Below are 17,809 nucleotides of genomic sequence, written 5' to 3'. Positions count from 1 at the left end.
GAGGCGATCGGTCGAGTGCGCAGATCACTCCGCAGACGGGGGTCTGTGCACTCCCCGCTGCACGAACCCCGGTCTGCGGAGTGATCTGCGCAGCCACAACCCGCGGACGAGCCCCGGGCCGGGACTTCTGCCCGGCCCGGCTCAGTCGATGAGGTCGTTGATCATCACCGACTGCTCCCGGCCGGCGCCCACCCCGATACCGGAGATCCGGCAGCCGATGAGCTCCTCCAGGCGCTTGACGTAGGCCTGACAGTTGGACGGCAGGTCATCGAAGCTGCGCACCCCGGTGATGTCCTCGGTCCAGCCCGGCAGGTACTCGTAGATCGGCGTGGCGTGGTGCAGCTGGGACTGGGTCATCGGCATCACGTCGAACCGCTCCCCGTCCACCTCGTAGGCCACGCAGACCGGGATCTTCTCCCAGCCGGTGAGCACGTCGAGCTTGGTGAGGAAGATGTCGGTCATCGCGTTGACGACCACGGCCTGCTCGACCACCAGGGCGTCGAACCAGCCGCAGCGACGCGGTCGCCCAGTGGTGACGCCGTACTCCCCGCCCTCGGTGCGCAGCCTCTCGCCGGTCTCATCGAGCAGCTCGGTGGGGAACGGACCCTCGCCCACCCGGGTGGTGTAGGCCTTCGCGATGCCGATCACCCGGTCGATCCGAGACGGCCCGACACCCGAACCGGTGCAGGCACCGGCAGCGATCGGGTTGGAGGAGGTGACATAGGGATAGGTGCCGAAGTCGACGTCCAGGTGGTGGGCCTGGGCCCCCTCGAAGAGCACCACCTTGTTCTCGTCCAGGGCCTTGTTGAGCAGCCTGGCGACGTCGACCACGTGGGGACGGATCCGCTCGGCGTGGGACAGCAGCATGTCGGAGACCTGCTCGGCGTCGATCTCGCGGCGGTTGTAGATCTTGACCAGTTGCTGATTCTTGCGCTCCAGGGCGGCCTCGACCTTCTGGCGCAGGATCGACTCGTCGAAGAGGTCCTGGATGCGGATGCCGATCCGGTTGATCTTGTCGGAGTAGGCCGGCCCGATGCCGCGACCGGTGGTGCCGATCCGCCGCTTGCCGAGGAACCTCTCGGTGACCTTGTCCATCACCTGGTGATAGGGGGTGATGATGTGGGCATTGGCGCTGATCAGCGGGTGCGGGATCCTCAGCCCGCGGGCCGCCAGCTCATCGAGCTCCTCGTGCAGCACCTCCAGATCGACCACCACCCCGTTGCCGATCACTGCGGTGGAGTTGGGGTTGAGGACGCCGGAGGGCAGCAGGTGCATGGTGAACTTGTCGCCGTTGACGACCACGGTGTGGCCGGCATTGTTGCCACCGGAGTAGCGAACGCAGTAGTCCACCCGCTCGGAGAGCTGGTCGGTGGCCTTGCCCTTGCCCTCGTCCCCCCACTGGGCTCCGACAATGACGATTCCAGGCATTCCTCACTCGCTTCCTCGACCGTCCCTGCTGGTGGACGTCGATCGCTGCTACCGCGACCGACGACCGGACAGCGGCACACCATCGGCATTGTAGGGGATCAGTCCCGCCCCGCCCTCGCAGTTCCAGCGGGCTCACAGCTCCAGCAGCAGCATCCGGGATCCCTCGAAGGGCAGCCGCTGGGCCAACGGCCCGAAGTGTGGGTCCTGCTCGCGGCCGTCGAAGGCCAGCTTGCGCACCCCGTTGTCACGGGCGTCTCGCACCACCTGGCAGACCGCCCGGGCCAGCGCATCATCTCCATCGGGCACCTCCGGGGCCAGCGTCTCGGCGCACACCGTCGGGGCCCCCGGGTCGTCGAAGACGAAGGCCGCCGCGCCCGGTTGACCGTCCACCAGGGCGATCGCGGTGCGGTCCAGGTCCAGTTCGCCGGCCTCGGCGCGCAGCGCCTCGCGGGCCTGGTCGGAGTCGTAGACCGGGGACCAGTCCTGGTGGGTCCATCGGTAGAACTGCATCCACAGATGCTCGGGTTCCCCTGGTGACAGGGACGAGGCCGGGATGACGTCGCGATGGCCGCCCAGGATCTCGATCGCCCTGCCGAACTGACGCCGGGGCAGTTCCATCGGCGGGCACCAGGCATAGGGCCTGGCGCCCAGACCTCGGAGAAATCCGGCCGAGTCGGAACCCTCCACCGCCCTGGCGGCCAGCGGACGGTCCGAGCGGGCCTTCAGTTGGGCGACCAGCCGGGTGGCTATCCGCCGTCCCTGGGACCGCGGGGCCACCTGGACGTCGAAGAATCGGCGGGTGCGATGCACCTGGGCCAGCCAGCTGGAGATGTATCCGACGATGTCGCCCCGCCAGGTCGCCACGATGATGATGGGGTCGGGGATGCCGGGCTCGGCGGCGGCGTCGTCAGGCGGTCCGCCGAGATCCTCCAGCGAGCCGGGTTCGCCGAAGTCGATCCTGGTGACGTCGGAGGGCTGGAAGTCCCGGAACTCCACATGGTCGGTCATGACTCCTCCTTGAGGTCTGCGCCGTTGACTCAACCCTGGATCACGCCGCCAAACGGCTCCACCGTGCCGGCCTCACTCATCATCCCCCGGGCCCTCCGCAGTGTCAGCCGGATCGGAGGGATCGGCTGGGACCAGGGTGGTGTGCAACTGCTGCCAGGCCGATTCACTGGCCCGGTGCAGGAACTGCTCGCAGCGGGTGGACTCGTCGGCCTGCCCGATCCGGTCGGCGGCCACCGAACGGGCCCAGACGCAGCGGAGGAAACCCTGGTTGGTGAGGTGCTCCCAGGCGATCCCGCCGCGGCCCTGCCAGCCGGCCGCACGCAGCGCGCTGATCCCAGCGTGGAAACCGGTCACCGCATAGGAGTAGCCGGCGATGTCGGCCTCCTCGGTGCCGGCCAGCAACGCCCCCTCGGCCAGCAGCGCCCAGCAGAGGCTGGACTCGGGGTGGTCGCGCACCACCGAGATGAAGTCGTTGCGGCCGTGGTCGGCCAGTTCGGCGATCGCCGGGTCGGCCGGCAGACGGGTCCCACCATCCTCGACCGCGGCGTCCCCCGGCTGTCCAACCTCGCCGACCTGGCCATCGGCCAGGGGCTCGTCAGCGTCCACCAGCTCATCGACAGCCCCCGGGCCCGACTGCATCTGATCATCTGCCATGGGACCAACCCTACGGCTCCCTCAGTCGGGCGGTCTGCCGGGACGGTCCTGGATCAGGGGGTGGGGACCACTCGGACCGCTGGTGAACGGCGTCTCATCGCCGCACGGTGGTCCAGCCACAGCAGCACCACGGTGATGAGCAGGCAGGGTGCCCCGACCCAGTACGGTCCGCCCACCCCCCCAGGCGGCGGCCAGCGAACCGGTCATCGTGGGGGCGATCGCGCCACCGACGAAGCGGACCCCCGAGTAGCTGGAGGAGACCACCTCCCCCGGCAGATCGGAGGCCGCCATCGCGATCTCGGTCATCAAGGTGTTGAGGACGCCGATCATCGCGCCACCGAGGATCACCCCGACGATCTGGACACGCAGGTCGAGGCTGGCAGCCAGCGCGGTCTCCACGACGGCCAGTCCGATGAGCACCCAGACCAGGGTGTGGCGGGTGCCATGACGCTGCGACAGGTGGGCCGCACCCCACACCGATCCGATCGCCAGGCACAGCCCCCAACCGAAGAACACCAGACCCAGATCCAAGGGGGTGAAGGCCCGCCCGGCCCTGGCCGAGGCCGCGTGCAGCGGGAAGGGGGCGTAGGCCAGCAGGGTGAAGTAGCCGTAGTTGTAGAACAGCGCCGCCACCATCAACAGTCGCAGCCGCGGATCCCCCAGCGCCTTGAACGGCGCCGACAGCGGGCTGGGAGTGCGGATCCCGCCCCTCTGGTGCGGCACCAGGACGGCGATCAGCACCAGACCGACTCCCATCAGCACCGCGGTCCCGGCGAACGGCCCGCGCCAGGAGATCCCGCCCAGTAGCCCTCCGACCAGCGGACCCAGCGCCATTCCGGCACCGAGCGCCCCCTCGTAGAGGCGGATGGCGCTGCGCGGGTCGGCAGCCGCCCCCAGCACGGTGGCCAGCGCGGTGGAGACGAACAGCGCATTGCCGATCCCCCAGCCGCCGCGAAAGCCGATCACCTGGTTGACCTCCTGGGACAACGCGCAGGCGGTGGCGAAGGCCACGACGATCGCCAGGCCGAGCAGCAGGGTGGTCCTGCGGCCGATCCGCGAGGAGACCCAGGAGGCGAAGAACATCACGATCGCCGAGACGATGAGATAGGTGCTGAACAGCAACTCGGTCTGACCCGGGGAGGCGTTCAGCGAGGCGGAGATCTCGGGAAGAATCGGGTCGACGAGCCCGATGCCCATGTAGGAGAAGGCGCAGGCCACCGTGACCGCCCAGACTGCTGGACTCACCTTGCTGCTCATTCCGAGCCCTCCTGCCCGGGGACAGCACCGGCAATGGATCCGGGTTCTGGGGAGACGTCAGGGGACATGACGGAGCACGAGGATACCCCCGCCCCACCGCATGCGGCAGCCGACGGTTTCTGACACCACGCCACAGCGACTACAATCGGTCAGGATGCCCTTCGGCATCCACCACATTCTTCTCCCCCCAGACCGATCCGGAGTTACCTGCATGCCCGTTCGCAAAGACCTGCGCAATATCGCCATCGTGGCCCACGTCGACCACGGGAAGACCACCCTCGTGGACGCGATGCTGTGGCAGTCCGGAGCCTTCCGGGAGGGCGCCGACGTCGCGAAGCGTGTGATGGACTCGATGGATCTGGAGCGCGAGAAGGGGATCACCATTCTCGCCAAGAACACCGCCGTCAAGCACACCATGAGCGACGGCGAGGTGATCACCCTCAACATCATCGACACCCCCGGTCACGCCGACTTCGGCGGCGAGGTGGAGCGTGGCCTGGAGATGGTCGACGGCGTCATCCTGTTGGTCGACGCCTCCGAGGGGCCACTGCCCCAGACCCGTTTCGTGCTGCGCAAGGCGCTCGCCAAGAAACTGCCGATCGTGCTGGTGATCAACAAGGTCGACCGCCCCGACGCCCGGATCTCCGAGGTCGTCGAGGAGACCTACGAACTCTTCATGGATCTGTCCGACGACGATGACGCCTCGCTGCTGGAGGTGCCGGTGGTCTACGCCTCCGCCAAGGCCGGCCGGGCCTCGATGACCCAGCCCGCCGACGGCGAGATGCCCGACTCCCCGGATCTGCAGCCGCTGTTCGACTGCATCCTGGAGAACATCCCGGCCCCCCACTACGAGGAGGGCGGGGTCCTGCAGGCCCACGTCACCAACCTCGACGCCTCCCCCTACCTGGGCCGTCTGGCGCTGTGCCGGATCGTCTCCGGTGAGCTCCACAAGGGCGAACCGGTCGCCCTGTGTCGGCGGGACGGCTCGATCGAGAACGTCAAGCTCACCGAGGTCCTCATCACCGAGGCCCTCGAGCGGGTCCCCACCCAGAGCGCCGGCCCCGGCGACATCGTCGCGGTGGCCGGTATCCCCGACATCACCATCGGCGAGACGATCACCGACCCCGAGAATCCCAAGCCGCTGCCGCTGATCCACGTCGACGAGCCGTCGATGTCGATGACCATCGGTATCAACACCTCCCCGCTGTCGGGCCGTTCGGGCACCAAGCTCACCGCCCGGCTGCTGAAGGCCCGACTGGACCAGGAGCTGATCGGCAACGTCTCGATCCAGGTCAAGGAGGCCGGACGTCCCGACATGTGGGAGGTCCAGGGCCGTGGCGAGCTGCAGCTGGCCGTGCTGGTCGAGATGATGCGCCGTGAGGGATTCGAGCTCACCATCGGCAAGCCCCAGGTCGTCACCCGGGAGATCGACGGCAAGCTCAACGAGCCCTTCGAGCGGGTCACCGTCGACGCCCCCGAGGAGTTCATGGGCACCGTCACCCAGATGATGGGGCTGCGCAAGGGCCAGATGATGCACATGGTCAACCACGGTTCCGGATGGGTCCGGATGGAGTTCGTGGTGCCGGCCCGCGGCCTGATCGGCTTCCGCACCGAGTTCCTCACCCAGACCCGCGGCCAGGGCATCATGAACCAGGTCTTCGAGAACTACCAGCCCTGGGTCGGTGAGCTGCGCACCCGGCTGTCGGGTTCGATGGTGGCCGACCGCGAGGGGGTCGTCACCTCCTTCGCACTGTTCAATCTCCAGGAGCGCGGCACGATGTTCGTCTCCCCCGGCGACGAGGTCTACGAGGGCATGGTGGTCGGGGAGAACTCCCGCCCCGACGACATGGACGTCAACCCCACCAAGGAGAAGCACCTCACCAATGTGCGCTCCTCCACCGGTGACGAGCTGGAGCGGCTCATCCCGGCCACCAAGATGTCGATGGAGCAGCAGCTGGAGTTCTGCCGCGCCGACGAGTGCCTCGAGGTGACCCCCGATGTGGTGCGGATCCGCAAGACCTCGCTGAACGCCCACGACCGCGCCAAGGCCCGGCTGCGTGCCAAGCACTCCTGATCCGTCCGACGCCGCAGCCGTCGGTTGCGGCGTCCGCCCCCTCGGGTGGAGCTGATCCGCTGGCGGCCCTCGGTATCAATTCGACAACGGTCGGCAGTTGCTGTTGGGAGTTGGCTGATCCATCGGTTAGCGTGGCCCGAGGTTCGCTGGGCGGATGCCCGCCGCCTTCTGTACGCCTGGGGGAGGCCACCTGATGAGGATGAGGTCGATGAAGAGAGCAAGTTTGCACACGGCTGCCGTGAGGATGGTCCTCACTGCGGCAATGGCAACCCTGGGAGTCCTGGTGGCCGGTTGTGCACCCGCTCATCCGGCCGGCTCCGGGACGCCGGTGCCGGTCCCCTCGAGCTCGGCGGCGGCCCCCTCGACCTCTTCTGCGGCACCCAGCCAGGCAGCCTCGGACCCCTCCACCCCTGCGGACTCGACCGCCACGGCGTCACCCAGCCAGTCCAGCACCCCGACGCCGACCCCCACCCCGACCCCGGAGCCCTTCGACGCGTACCGGGCCTATGCCACCGTGGCCCTGGACCTCCGGTCGGCCGCCAGCGCCGATGCCCAGGCCAGCAGCGAGCTGAAGCGCGGTGACAGGGTGCAGGTGACCGGCGACGACGTCAACGGGTACACCCCTGTCAGTCGCGACGGGGAGAAGTACTGGGTGACCACCGGATTCCTGTCGACCACCAAACCGGAGCCGCTGCCGACCGCCGTCAAGGCCCCGGTGACCACCATGTGGGCCACCACCGAGCTCAACGTCCGCACCACTCCGCTGCTCGGCGGCGGTGTGCTGGGGGTGCTGGCCAGCGGCGAGCAGGTCACCACGGCGGGATCGGTGGCCGGCAACTTCACCCTGGTCAAGTACCGCGGCCAGACCGGCTGGGTGGTCTCGAAGTACCTCACCGCCACCAAGCCGAAGCCCAAGACGGCCTCGACCGCCGGGGTCACCCTCGACAAGCGGTGCACCACCGGGCTGGTGATCTGCATCTCCAAGGCGGACCGACAGCTGCGTCTGGTCCAGGACGGGAAGATCGTTCTCAGCCTTGACGCCCGGTTCGGTTCGGAGGCCGGCCCGACTCGTGAGGGGACCTTCAAGATCGAGTGGCGCGACAAGGACTGGGTCTCCAAGATGTACGGCTCCAAGATGCCCTACGCGATGTTCTTCAGCGGTGGTGAGGCGATTCACTACTCCTCCGACTTCGCCGCTCGCGGCTATGCCGGCAACTCCCACGGATGCGTCAACATCCGGTCGATGAGCGGCCTGCAGTATCTGTGGGACCACGCCCCGGTCGGCACCACGGTGGTCGTCTACCGCTGAGCTGTCCCCTGTGCCGGGGACACCGCCGCATTCCGCCTCAGGGCTGGCAACGGCGGTTGCCCAAGGCGCCGGATGACTGGATGGCGGTCGGTTTCGTTCCTGAGCCTGCAGTGGGTTACCTTGTCCAGTGCTGGCGCCTCCTGTGTGGACCGTCTGCTGGCGGCGCTCCGATCCTGGAGAGCCAGGATCTCTGAAAGGCTGAGCGATGAGCTCGAAACGACTCCGGTGGTGTGCAGCCATCATCACCACTGCTGCCCTGGCGATGACCGGACCGCTGACTGCTCAGGCCGCGGGGCCGACTCCCACGCCGACACCGACTCCCGCCGTGTCGACCACCTCCCCGACACCGACGCCGGCACCCTCCGCCTCGACCACCTCCCCGACGCCGACGCCGACGCCGGCACCCTCCACCTCGACCACCACCAAGCCGACCCAGCCTGCCAAGCCGGTCTTCAAGACCAGCCTGCGCTACGCCACCACCGACGTCACCGTCCGCGGCGCAGCCAGCAAGACCTCGAAGAACCTGGGACTGCTCAAGCGCGGCCAGTACGTCGGCACCCGGGACTCCGGCAATGGCACCGCCACCAGAAGCGGCTGGACCGCAGTCAAGTTCAAGGGCAAGGCAGGCTGGATCGACGCCCGCTACCTGTCGACCACCAAGCCGAAGCCTGCTCCGGCACCGAAGCCGGTGTTCAAGAAGTACCTGGTGTACGCCACCACCACCGTGCCGGTCCGGCCCAAGCCGAGCCTGGCCTCACGAGGCTTTGCAAATATGAAGCGCGGCGACCGGGTTGCGGCCGTCGGCATCGCTCAGCGCGGCTTCACCCCGGTCAGCTACAAGGGACGCACCGCCTGGGTGCAGACCAGCTACCTGTCGCGTACCAAGCCGGTGGCCAATCCCCAGCGGCTCGACAACCGGTGCCTGAGCGGACTGGTGATCTGCATCTCCAAGAACAGCCACAAGCTCCGACTGGTGAGCAACGGCAAGATTCTCATCACTCTTGACGCGCGATTCGGCAGCGAGTTCAATCCCACCCGCGAGGGCACCTTCAAGGTCTACTACAAGGACCGCAACCACGTCTCCGGGCTGTACGGCTCGAAGATGCCCTTCTCGATGTTCTTCAGTGGCGGCCAGGCGGTGCACTACTCCTCCGACTTCCACAACCGGGGCTGGGCCGGCCACTCCCACGGTTGTGTCAACATCCGTGACTGGAACGGAATCACCTACCTGTGGAACCACTCCCCAGTGGGCACCAAGGTGGTCGTCTACCGCTGAGCCAGCACCACCGACCTCCATCGGACCAGAGGTCCTGGAAACAATCCCAGCAGTCCCGGGTGTCGAGAGCATTCCTCCCGATCCCGGGACTGTTGCCGTCCGGCCAGCGGGAGCGGCCCCCCTCCCCGCGAGCCGCCGCCGTGATCGTGGCCGCGGCGACACCGCTGCTGAATAGCATGCAATCATGACACAGCACAGCACCGCACTCCTCGTCATCGATCTGCAGAAGGATGTACTGCGCAACGCCCACGACGCCGATGGCGTCGTCTCCCGAGTCGTCGGACTGGTCGACCGCGCACATCGCGGGAACGTGCCCGTCATCTGGGTTCAGCACAATGACGAGGGGATGCCGCTCGGCAGCGACCAGTGGGCTCTTGACGACCGCCTGGTACCTGCCGACGATGATGCGCGCATCGACAAGACCTATGGAGACTCCTTCTCGAACCCGGAGCTCCCGGCGCTGCTGGAGAGACTCGGCGTGAGGCGGCTGGTGATGGCGGGCGCGCAGACCGACCAGTGCATTCGAAGCACCTGGCACAGCGCTCTGATGCGCGGCTATGACACAGTGCTGGTCTCCGACGCGCACACCACCGAGGACATCGAGTTCGACGGGGTCGAGCTGCCGGCGAGGGCCACCATCGCCCACACCAATATGTACGCCACATGGGGGAGCATCTACCCGGATGCCCGCGGCACCGCCATCCCGGCCGACCAGGTGGAGTTCGTCTGAGGGCCGCCGATCAGTGGAGCTCGAGGACGCCCTCGGGCAGCCGGACGGTGGTGTCGCGCTCCTCGGTCTCATCGACGCCGCGGGAGGAGACCTTGTCGAACAGGATCTTGATGGTCTGAATCATGATCTTGACGTCGAGGACGAGGGTGTACTCCTTGATGTAGATCAGGTCGAAGTTGAGCTTGCTGGCGAAGTCCGAGGCGTACTTTCCGTAGACTTGGGCGTATCCGCTCAGCCCGGCGCGGACATTGTGGCGCAGCCGGTAGTGAGCATTGGCGGCCTGGAACTGGTCGACGAAGAACGGCCTCTCGGGCCGCGGGCCCACCATCGACATGTCCCCGATCAGCACATTGAACAGCTGCGGCAGCTCGTCGATCCGCAGGCTTCGCAGGTACTTGCCGACCGGCGTCACCCGGGGGTCGTTCGAGGTGGCGAGCATCGGGCCCGAGGTCTTCTCGGCGGTGACCCCCATCGAGCGGAACTTGAGGATCTTGAACTCCCGCCCTCCCTTGGTGATCCGGGTCTGCCGGTAGAACACCGGGCCCGGCGAGGTCAGCTTCACCAGCACCGCGGTGACCAGCATCACCGGGGAGGCGAGGATGAGCCCGACCAGAGCCGTCAGGAAATCGAAACACCTCTTGATGAGGTCCAGCTCCGAGGGAATCTTGAACGGGCTGGCCGCGATGATCGACTCGTCCTCAATACTCATGATGGTCGGATTCACCAGCAACAAGTGCTCGAAACTCGTCGTCAGGAAGATCTCCTTCTCCTCACTGAGAAGAAGATCGTAGATGGCATTTCGCTCAGGATTGGGAATGAGATCAGAGACGTGCGCGGTGTCGAACTCGTCGAGATGCTCCCTGATCTGCTCCAAATAGTGGCCATCGACGACCTGGGTGAGACGATGACGCCGGCTGCGGTTGGACATGTAGTTCAGCACCGCACCGGAGATCTGCCCGGGAGGACCCAGCACCATCACCCGCTTCACACCGCGAATCCGCTGATAGCCTAGGAAGACCAGAGATCGCCACAGCACCAGAACCACGATGCTGACACCAAGATTGATGAGCAGCACCGAACGGGGAAAGGCGAACCACCGGCCGGCGAAGGTGAGCGCCATGATGAGGACGGTGATGAGCACCTGATCGACCACCGTGATGATCCAGACGTCCAGAACCGTCTTATTGTAGAGGACATAAACCCCCGACAACACATTGATCACAAGAAACCCGATGGCAGAGACCAACATCGCGGCCTTGGCGTCGTTGAGGTTTCGTGAGGGAATGAATCCCACCGAGGTGAAGAACCGCAGATAGAATGACAGAAACAGGCATCCCACGAACACCGCGACATCAATGACAGCGGTGAACAGCTTCTGGGTCTTGTTGAAGTCGACCTTCTGCGACACGAGTGTTCTCCTCATCGTCTTCCCCGGAACCCGGAGAGGTTCCCTCAGAGTATCGGCCTGACATGGAGGCCGACCTCAGGGTCCACCAGCAACTCCTGGCTGGCGGTGGTGGAGGCCACTGCCAGGATGGCGTCCACCGGCGTCGCCCGGCGCAGCAGGGCCAGCCCGATGGGACCGTCCTCGTGATGCATCGCCACTGAGCCCAGTACTCCGACCCGCCGGCCCTCCAGGGTCACCTCGGCGCCGGGATCGGGGAGCTCGCCGGTCGAGCCGTCCAACGACAGCAGGGTGAGACGCCGGGGCGGACGGCCCAGCGTGTGGACCCGGGCCACCGTCTCCTGGCCCCGGTAGCAGCCCTTCTCCAGATGGGTGCCATACAGACCGATCTCGTTGGGGATGGTGCGTTCGTCGGTGTCCAGACCGATCCGGGGAATCCCGGCGGCGATCCGCAGCGCCTCCCAGGCTCGCACCCCGACCTGCCCGGCGCCCAGACCTTCGGCGATCCCATCGGCGTCATCGGTTCCGACCAGCAGCTCGTGGCCGCCGGCCACCTCGGAGTCCAGGGCGACGGAGTCGTCGGGCACGGTTACCTCGCGACCCGTCCACAGCACCGTGCGGTCCGGACGCAGCGCGACCTCGACGCGCATCATGAACCTCATCGAGTCCAGCCAGTCGACCAGCTGCTGCCCCCTGCCCGGTTCGGTCCATGCCCAGAAGGTGCGGCCGTCATCGACGCCGTGCAGGACATGCTCGATGTGACCCGTCGGCGACAGCACCAGGCTCGTCACGGTGCGTCCTGGCGCCAGTCCCTCGATGAACTGGCTGGTGATCGAGTGCAGCCAGCCCAGCCGGTCGGGTCCGCTCACCGCCAGCACCTCGCGGTTGCCCAGCAGCAGCCAGCCCGAGCCGGACTCCATCTGCCGCTGCTCCAGGTTCGGGTTGACCAGATGGGAGACCAGACCGGCGTCGGGGCCCTCGGCCATCAGCACAGCCGACATCAGGACCTCGCCAGCCGGGCCCACATGTAGGGCTGGAGCGGTTGCTCGGTGGTGGCGCGGTCGAAGGTCCACAGCAGGTCTCCGTCGACCTGGCCGTAGAGCCGTTGACCTCCGGTGTAGCCCACCGTGGCGTTGCTGGTGGTCATCACGGCGTCTGTCACCAGCTCGATCCTGGCTCCATCGATCTTCCCGGTCCAGACCTCAGCCCAGCCCTCGGGAGCGGCCATCACGACGTCGATCGTCTTGTCGGCGGCCGGACGCCAGAACCCGGCCTCCATCCGCAGTGGTGCCTTCGGTGTGCCGTCGTCATTCTTGGTGAAGGTCTGGCACAGGTAGTGCAGGTAGTCCCCGCCGTTGTCGGCGAAGTCGATCTGGCAGCCGAACTCGAACTCGCCGTCGGCGGGGGTGACGCCGTGGCCCTCGCCCTCCCAGTGGCCGATCATCCAGGCCAGCGGGAACAGGGCATCGTTGAGGTCATCGGGAATCTGGAAGGGCATCGTGCCTCCTGGGTGCTTGGGATCTGTGGCCGCAGCTCGGGGAGAGCCCTGCTCGGTCGACGGGTGGTGTCCACGCCGAATGAGGAGCTCAGGGCCTGGGCTCCGGACCGCGCATCAGCTCCCGGGTGACCGGAATGAGCAGGCCGACGGCGGTCAACAGGCTGACCGCCACCAGCACGACGAGATCAAGAGTGGCCACAGAGGGATTCTATGTCCCTGCCACCCGGTGGGGTGGCAGCGACAGCCGGCCACCAGGAGCTGATGAGGTGGCGGCCGCTGGCGCCTCGCAGCCGCGGTGTCCCGCTCATACCGCGGTGCTCTCCCGGTGTTCTCATGAGATGCCATCGGGTGCCAGCTGCCGACTCCAGCAGCCTCACCGCAGTCCGCCGTAACATCTGCCGAGGGGGCACCGCCCACCAGGGCCTCGCCACCGCCAGAACCTTCCAGGGAGATCACCATGTGCCATCGCATCACCTGCCCCATCTGCGGCAAGCCCACCTGGGAGGGTTGCGGCGAGCACATCGAGTTCGCCCTCGACGGCGTCCCCCTGGCCGATCGCTGCCACTGCCAGGCCGCCAGCCAGCAGGAGCACGACGCCGGTCCCAGCAAGTGAGCAGGCCGGACCAGGTGACAGCACACGAGTCGATGAGGGGGAACCGCCGATGAGGGTGGTCATCCAGAGAGCCCTGGAGGGCTCGGTCAGCGTCGACGGGCAGGTCGTCGGCGCGCTGCCCTCCCCGGGGCTGGTGATTCTGGCCGGGATCACCCACGACGACACCGCTCAGATCGTCGAGAAGGTGGCTGCGAAGGTCTGGGGGCTGAGGATCCTCGCTGATGAGAGGTCGGCCTCCGACAGCCACGCTCCGCTGCTGGTGATCAGTCAGTTCACGCTGTACGCCGGGACCCGGAAAGGACGCCGCCCCACCTGGAACGCCGCAGCCCCCGGGCCGGTCTCCGAACCCCTGGTCGAGCACTTCGTCGAGCAGCTGCGCAGCCTGGGGGCCCACGTGGAGACCGGCGTCTTCGGAGCCGAGATGAGGGTCGCCCTGGTCAACGACGGGCCGATGACCATCATCATCGACTCCGACACCTGGCAGTAGCCGACCCCCGGCTGTCCACGGAGTCGTCGACCCCGGCCTGCATACTGTGGGTCGATCAGTCCGCTCCGGAATCCGCCGGCCCCTGCCGAGGAGGGCGCAGTGAAGAACTTCCATCACGTCCTGGTGAACACCCTGCTCGCGAACGTGACGACGAGTTTCCTGTGGTTCGCGCTCACCTTCTGGATCTACCTCGAGACACGCTCGGTGCTGGCCACCGGCATCGTCGGCGGCGGCTACATGGCGATGGTGGCGGTGTGCTCGATGGCCTTCGGAGTCATCGTGGACCACAACCGCAAGAAGAAGGTCATGGTGATCGCGCAGATCACCACCCTGTGCAGCTACCTGCTGGCCGCAGGCATCTGGCTCGCGCTGCCCGATGACGCATTCCTGCACATCTCCTCCCCCGCATTCTGGGCATTCATCGGCATCATCCTGGCCGGCAGCGTGGTGGAGAACATGCGCAACATCGCGCTGTCCACCACGGTGACCCTGCTGGTTCCCGACGACCGGCGGGACAAGGCCAATGGTCTGGTCGGCATGGTGCAGGGGATCGCATTCATGGTGACCTCGGTCTTCTCCGGGCTGTCCATCGGGTACCTGGGGATGAGCTACACCCTGCTGATCGCCTTGCTGGCGACCGGAATCGCCTTCGTCCACCTGGTGACCATCGAGATCCCCGAGGACACCATCGTGACCGCCGCCCCGGCCGATCCCCCCGCCGGGGCAGCACCGCAGGAGCCCGCTCGCACGCCCGACCCGGCCGCGAGCCCGGAGCCCGCCTTGAGCCTGCGGCAGCGCATCGACCTGTCCGGCTCGATCGCGGCGATCCGCTCAGTGCCCGGACTGATCGCGCTGCTGCTGTTCAGCTGCTTCAACAACCTGGTGGGCGGGGTCTACATGGCACTGATGGATCCCTACGGGCTGGAACTGATGAGCGCTCAGGCCTGGGGCCTGGTGCTGGGTGTCACCAGCGTCGGGTTCATCGTGGGCGGAGGGATCATCGCCAGGACCGGACTGGGCCACAATCCGGTGCGAACCCTGCTGATGGTCAACATCGGGGTGGCGCTGGTCGGCGCCTGCTTCGCCATCCGGGAGTCATGGCTGCTGTTCGCGGTGGGCATCTTCATCTACATGTGCATGATGCCGGCCGCCGAGGCTGCCGAGCAGACCATCCTGCAGCGGGTGGTGCCGTTCGAGAGGCAGGGTCGGGTCTTCGGGTTCGCCCAGAGCCTGGAGACCGCCGCCGCCCCGGTCTCCGCCTTCCTGGTGGCTCCGATCGCCGAGTTCGCGGTCATCCCGTGGATGCGCGACGGATCCGGACAACGCCTCCTCGGATGGCTGCTCGGCAGCGGGGACACCCGAGGGATCGCGCTCATGTTCCTGCTCGCAGGGCTGGTCATGCTGGTCGCCGTGGCACTGGCGTTCACCACCCCGCAGTACCGGAACCTGTCGGCCCACTATGCCGGCACACGGCAGTCGATCCCGGTCGCGGAGGGCCCACTGGGAGAATGAGCAGCAGGTGGTTCACCGGGGACCGGCGCGGGTCCCCCGCTGAGGAGCGCAGGAATAATTGACACATCAACCACCTTGAGGAGCCATGAAGAGTTTCGGATTCCTCTCCTTCGGCCACTACGGCCGTGGCTCAGGGCCCTATGATCCCGACGGCCGTCGGGCTCTCCACGAGGCGATCGAGATCGCCCAGGGAGCCGATCGGCTCGGTGTCAACGGGGCCTACTTCCGGGTGCATCACTACGCCCGGCAGGCGTCCTCCCCGATGCCCCTGCTGTCGGCCATCGCAGCGACCACCGAGCGGATCGAGGTCGGCACCGGCGTCATCGACATGCGCTACGAGAACCCTCTGTACCTGGCCGAGGAGGCCGGCGCACTGGATCTCATCGCCGACAACCGGATCGCTCTGGGCATCAGCCGGGGATCGCCGGAGCCGGCCCTGCGCGGCTGGGAGGCCTTCGGATACCGGGAGTCGGCGGACCCGCGCGGCGCCGACATCGCCCGCACGAAGTTCGACCGGTTCCTGCGCGCGGTACGCGGCGAACGGATGGCGGACGCCGATCCGAGCCAGTTCGGACCCGGTCAGAAGCTGCGCGTCGAGCCCTTCTCACCCGGTCTGGATGAGCGGATCTGGTGGGGTTCGGGAACCTCCGAGACCGCCGAGTGGGCGGCGGGTCTCGGGGTGAACCTGATGAGTTCGACCTTGCTCACCGAGGCCAACGGGGAGGCTTTCGCCACCATCCAGGCCCGTCAGATCGAGGCCTACCGCCAGGCCTGGAGGAGGGCCGGACACACCCGGACACCACGGGTCTCGGTGAGCCGGTCGATCTTTCCGGTGCTGAGCGAGGAGGACCTGTGGTTCGCCGCTCCGATGGGAGATCAGCAGCAGGATCAGATCGGCATGATCGACGGTTACGTCTCGACCTTCGGCAAGACCTATGCCGGAGAACCCGACAAGCTGATCGAGGGACTGCGGGCCGATGAGGCCGTGATGGCCGCCGACACCCTGATGCTCACCATCCCCTCCCAGCTGGGACCGGAGATCAACCTGCGACTGCTGGAGAACTTCGCCACCCACGTCGCTCCGGCGCTGGGCTGGCAGCCCAACACCGAGGGGCCCGCCGTCGGGTACCCGATCGACTGAGGGCCAGGGCCCGGTCAGCCCTCACTCTGCGGGCCGGCACCACCGGTCGTAGCCATCCGGGTGGCTGCGACCGGGGAGGCCGGCTCGTCCTGGCTGGTGTGACCTCGCACCGTGATCCCCAGCGCCAGGCCGATGACCAGGCAGATGACAGCTGCCAGCAGCAACCAGGACCAGCGGATCCGATGCCTCTCGAAGCCGCGTCGCAACGGAGCGGTATGGCCGACCACGACCGCCGGGCCCTCCCCATCGACGTCTCCCAGGCTCAACCGTCCAGTAGTGCCCGGGTCGGTGGTGATCTCCGATGGCTCCTCGGGGAGGCCGGACGAGATCTGCCGCTCGGCCGCCTCCTCGGGGCCGACAGTGCCGCCCCCGGGAGCGGTGTGGGGTGCGGCGATACGACCCGCGTCGGCGGCGCGATCGCCCTGCGCGGGCCTGAACCAGTCGTCTGGAAGGTTCGACACCACCTGCGCAATGCTACGTGCACTGTGTTCACTCAGGTGAAAAATGCGCCACCGGGCTCCCATCTGGGGCAGAATGCTCACCAGAGCCGATCGCGGGTCCACAAGCGGTTCCGTTCAGGAACAGTTCGGTGAAGCTGAGGCCACCCGGTCGGGACTGGCCGATTCAGTGTCACAACGGCTTGATCGCTCCATGCTGAGCCGCGAACCTCCCCCGGGCGGGAGGGGCCGCGGGAAGGAGAATGCACATCGTGTCGAGACTGGCTCTTGTGGGTCCGGCTGACGAGCCGTTGCCCGAGGCGCTCGAGCTGTTGCCCCACACCACGATCCGCTACGACGACATCGAGGACTGTCTGGACCACCTGGACACCACCGACATCGTCCTGGTGGACTGCCGCACCGAGCCGGCCCGCGCCCGCGAGACCTGCCTGCAGCTGTCCTCCCGGGAGTCCGCGGTACCGGTGATGCTGCTCGCCTCGGCCAAGACCCTCTCAGTGGTGACCCGTGACTGGGGGGCCGATGACTTCCTCACCGACACCGCCACCTCCCTGGAGGCCGACGCCCGGCTGAGATTCGTCACCTCGGGACACGAGACCAAGGAGTTGGTGGCCGGCCCCTTCACCGTCGACGAGGACGCCTACACCGCATCGGTCGGTGGAGTGGGACTGGACCTCACCTACACCGAGTTCGAACTGCTCAAGTTCCTGGTCGGCCATCCGGGCCGGGTGCTCACCCGCGATGTGCTGCTCTCGGAGGTCTGGGGTTACGACTACTACGGCGGCACCCGCACCGTCGACGTGCACATCCGGCGGCTGCGCGCCAAGATCGGCCCCGAGTTCGAGGGCCACATCCAGACCGTTCGCTCGGTGGGCTACCGATTCCAGGCTCAGCGCTGAGACAACCTGCGCACCAGTGGGTGAACAGTTCCCCACAACTGAGGCCAACCCCCGGGCGGGACC

The 17,809-nt window shown here is 67.2% G+C and carries 16 protein-coding genes and 1 pseudogene; 9 read left to right on the top strand and 8 right to left on the bottom strand.

Going from position 1 to position 17,809, the window contains the following annotated elements:
- Positions 1 to 141: 141 nt before the first annotated feature.
- From G554_RS0109815 to G554_RS15760, 4 genes and pseudogenes are all read right to left on the bottom strand, one after another.
- The gene (locus G554_RS0109815) at positions 142 to 1,428 is read right to left on the bottom strand and encodes an adenylosuccinate synthase (protein ID WP_027587750.1); all 1,287 of its coding nucleotides are present in this window, start codon (positions 1,426 to 1,428) and stop codon (positions 142 to 144) included.
- A 132-nt stretch (positions 1,429 to 1,560) separates the two neighbouring features.
- Positions 1,561 to 2,436 carry a GNAT family N-acetyltransferase gene (locus G554_RS15765; RefSeq protein WP_036925351.1) on the bottom strand — a complete coding sequence of 292 codons (876 nt, stop codon included), beginning with the start codon at positions 2,434 to 2,436 and terminating at the stop codon, positions 1,561 to 1,563.
- Between the two features lie 72 nt (positions 2,437 to 2,508).
- Positions 2,509 to 3,090, bottom strand: coding sequence for a DUF3151 family protein (locus G554_RS0109805; RefSeq protein WP_245570023.1), 582 nt, complete (start codon positions 3,088 to 3,090; stop codon positions 2,509 to 2,511).
- A gap of 53 nt (positions 3,091 to 3,143) precedes the next feature.
- Positions 3,144 to 4,347 (bottom strand): annotated as a pseudogene (locus G554_RS15760) (MFS transporter).
- 211 nt (positions 4,348 to 4,558) lie between these two features.
- Here G554_RS15760 and typA point away from each other — a divergent pair.
- The 4 genes from typA (at position 4,559) to G554_RS0109775 (ending at position 9,736) form a co-directional block, all read left to right on the top strand.
- Positions 4,559 to 6,421 (top strand): translational GTPase TypA, encoded by a 1,863-nt coding sequence (gene typA / locus G554_RS0109795; RefSeq protein ID WP_027587748.1) that lies wholly within the window; start codon positions 4,559 to 4,561, stop codon positions 6,419 to 6,421.
- Between the two features lie 208 nt (positions 6,422 to 6,629).
- The gene (locus tag G554_RS18420; protein WP_245570022.1) at positions 6,630 to 7,730 is read left to right on the top strand and encodes a L,D-transpeptidase family protein; all 1,101 of its coding nucleotides are present in this window, start codon (positions 6,630 to 6,632) and stop codon (positions 7,728 to 7,730) included.
- Between the two features lie 922 nt (positions 7,731 to 8,652).
- On the top strand, positions 8,653 to 9,006 hold the full coding sequence (locus tag G554_RS18705) for a L,D-transpeptidase (protein WP_027587747.1): 354 nt from the start codon (positions 8,653 to 8,655) through the stop codon (positions 9,004 to 9,006).
- A 184-nt stretch (positions 9,007 to 9,190) separates the two neighbouring features.
- Entirely contained in the window at positions 9,191 to 9,736 is a 546-nt protein-coding gene (locus tag G554_RS0109775) for an isochorismatase family protein (protein ID WP_027587746.1), read from the top strand.
- Positions 9,737 to 9,746: 10 nt separating this feature from the next.
- Here the strand turns inward: G554_RS0109775 and G554_RS0109770 are convergent, their stop codons facing one another.
- From G554_RS0109770 to G554_RS0109760, 3 genes are read right to left on the bottom strand one after another with little or no spacing between them, the layout of a single operon-like run.
- Entirely contained in the window at positions 9,747 to 11,159 is a 1,413-nt protein-coding gene (locus tag G554_RS0109770) for a sugar transferase (RefSeq protein WP_036925349.1), read from the bottom strand.
- Positions 11,160 to 11,188: 29 nt separating this feature from the next.
- A complete protein-coding gene (ygfZ, locus tag G554_RS0109765; protein ID WP_027587744.1) occupies positions 11,189 to 12,145 on the bottom strand; it encodes a CAF17-like 4Fe-4S cluster assembly/insertion protein YgfZ in 957 nt (318 codons plus the stop codon).
- Positions 12,142 to 12,639 carry a nitrobindin family protein gene (locus G554_RS0109760; protein ID WP_027587743.1) on the bottom strand — a complete coding sequence of 166 codons (498 nt, stop codon included), beginning with the start codon at positions 12,637 to 12,639 and terminating at the stop codon, positions 12,142 to 12,144. The genes ygfZ and G554_RS0109760 overlap by 4 nt, the downstream gene beginning before the upstream one ends.
- Before the next feature lie 457 nt (positions 12,640 to 13,096).
- On the opposite strand from G554_RS0109760, the gene G554_RS17940 reads away from it, so the two are divergent.
- The 4 genes from G554_RS17940 (at position 13,097) to G554_RS0109735 (ending at position 16,392) form a co-directional block, all read left to right on the top strand.
- Positions 13,097 to 13,252: a hypothetical protein gene (locus G554_RS17940; RefSeq protein ID WP_169337793.1), complete on the top strand. Its 156-nt coding sequence runs from the start codon at positions 13,097 to 13,099 to the stop codon at positions 13,250 to 13,252.
- Between the two features lie 49 nt (positions 13,253 to 13,301).
- Positions 13,302 to 13,739, top strand: a complete 438-nt coding sequence (gene dtd, locus G554_RS0109745; RefSeq protein ID WP_027587742.1) for a D-aminoacyl-tRNA deacylase — start codon at positions 13,302 to 13,304, stop codon at positions 13,737 to 13,739.
- Between the two features lie 99 nt (positions 13,740 to 13,838).
- Positions 13,839 to 15,251, top strand: coding sequence for an MFS transporter (locus G554_RS0109740; protein ID WP_027587741.1), 1,413 nt, complete (start codon positions 13,839 to 13,841; stop codon positions 15,249 to 15,251).
- Between the two features lie 85 nt (positions 15,252 to 15,336).
- Positions 15,337 to 16,392, top strand: a complete 1,056-nt coding sequence (locus G554_RS0109735) for an LLM class flavin-dependent oxidoreductase (RefSeq protein WP_027587740.1) — start codon at positions 15,337 to 15,339, stop codon at positions 16,390 to 16,392.
- Positions 16,393 to 16,406: 14 nt separating this feature from the next.
- Here the strand turns inward: G554_RS0109735 and G554_RS0109730 are convergent, their stop codons facing one another.
- Positions 16,407 to 16,853 carry a hypothetical protein gene (locus G554_RS0109730; RefSeq protein WP_154654256.1) on the bottom strand — a complete coding sequence of 149 codons (447 nt, stop codon included), beginning with the start codon at positions 16,851 to 16,853 and terminating at the stop codon, positions 16,407 to 16,409.
- Between the two features lie 239 nt (positions 16,854 to 17,092).
- Here G554_RS0109730 and G554_RS0109725 point away from each other — a divergent pair, with 239 nt between their 5' ends.
- Positions 17,093 to 17,746 carry a winged helix-turn-helix transcriptional regulator gene (locus tag G554_RS0109725; protein ID WP_051232844.1) on the top strand — a complete coding sequence of 218 codons (654 nt, stop codon included), beginning with the start codon at positions 17,093 to 17,095 and terminating at the stop codon, positions 17,744 to 17,746.
- Positions 17,747 to 17,809 lie beyond the last annotated feature (63 nt).

The sequence above is a fragment of the Acidipropionibacterium thoenii DSM 20276 genome (assembly GCF_000423445.1).
Classification (GTDB): Bacteria; Actinomycetota; Actinomycetes; order Propionibacteriales; family Propionibacteriaceae; genus Acidipropionibacterium; species Acidipropionibacterium thoenii.
The sequence above is the reverse complement of the archived record's forward strand: the minus strand, read 5'-3'. Positions and strand labels throughout refer to the sequence as shown.

Excerpts from the sequence above, each read along its gene's own strand:
- G554_RS0109760 (WP_027587743.1), bottom strand. The coding sequence starts at position 12,639 with ATGCCCTTCCAGATTCCCGATGACCTCAACGATGCCCTGTTCCCGCTG.
- G554_RS0109735 (WP_027587740.1), top strand. The coding sequence starts at position 15,337 with ATGAAGAGTTTCGGATTCCTCTCCTTCGGCCACTACGGCCGTGGCTCA.
- G554_RS0109775 (WP_027587746.1), top strand. The coding sequence starts at position 9,191 with ATGACACAGCACAGCACCGCACTCCTCGTCATCGATCTGCAGAAGGAT.
- G554_RS18420 (WP_245570022.1), top strand. The coding sequence starts at position 6,630 with ATGAAGAGAGCAAGTTTGCACACGGCTGCCGTGAGGATGGTCCTCACT.
- G554_RS15765 (WP_036925351.1), bottom strand. The coding sequence starts at position 2,436 with ATGACCGACCATGTGGAGTTCCGGGACTTCCAGCCCTCCGACGTCACC.
- G554_RS0109725 (WP_051232844.1), top strand. The coding sequence starts at position 17,093 with ATGCACATCGTGTCGAGACTGGCTCTTGTGGGTCCGGCTGACGAGCCG.
- dtd (WP_027587742.1), top strand. The coding sequence starts at position 13,302 with ATGAGGGTGGTCATCCAGAGAGCCCTGGAGGGCTCGGTCAGCGTCGAC.
- G554_RS0109770 (WP_036925349.1), bottom strand. The coding sequence starts at position 11,159 with ATGAGGAGAACACTCGTGTCGCAGAAGGTCGACTTCAACAAGACCCAG.
- typA (WP_027587748.1), top strand. The coding sequence starts at position 4,559 with ATGCCCGTTCGCAAAGACCTGCGCAATATCGCCATCGTGGCCCACGTC.
- G554_RS0109805 (WP_245570023.1), bottom strand. The coding sequence starts at position 3,090 with ATGGCAGATGATCAGATGCAGTCGGGCCCGGGGGCTGTCGATGAGCTG.
- G554_RS0109815 (WP_027587750.1), bottom strand. The coding sequence starts at position 1,428 with ATGCCTGGAATCGTCATTGTCGGAGCCCAGTGGGGGGACGAGGGCAAG.
- G554_RS17940 (WP_169337793.1), top strand. The coding sequence starts at position 13,097 with ATGTGCCATCGCATCACCTGCCCCATCTGCGGCAAGCCCACCTGGGAG.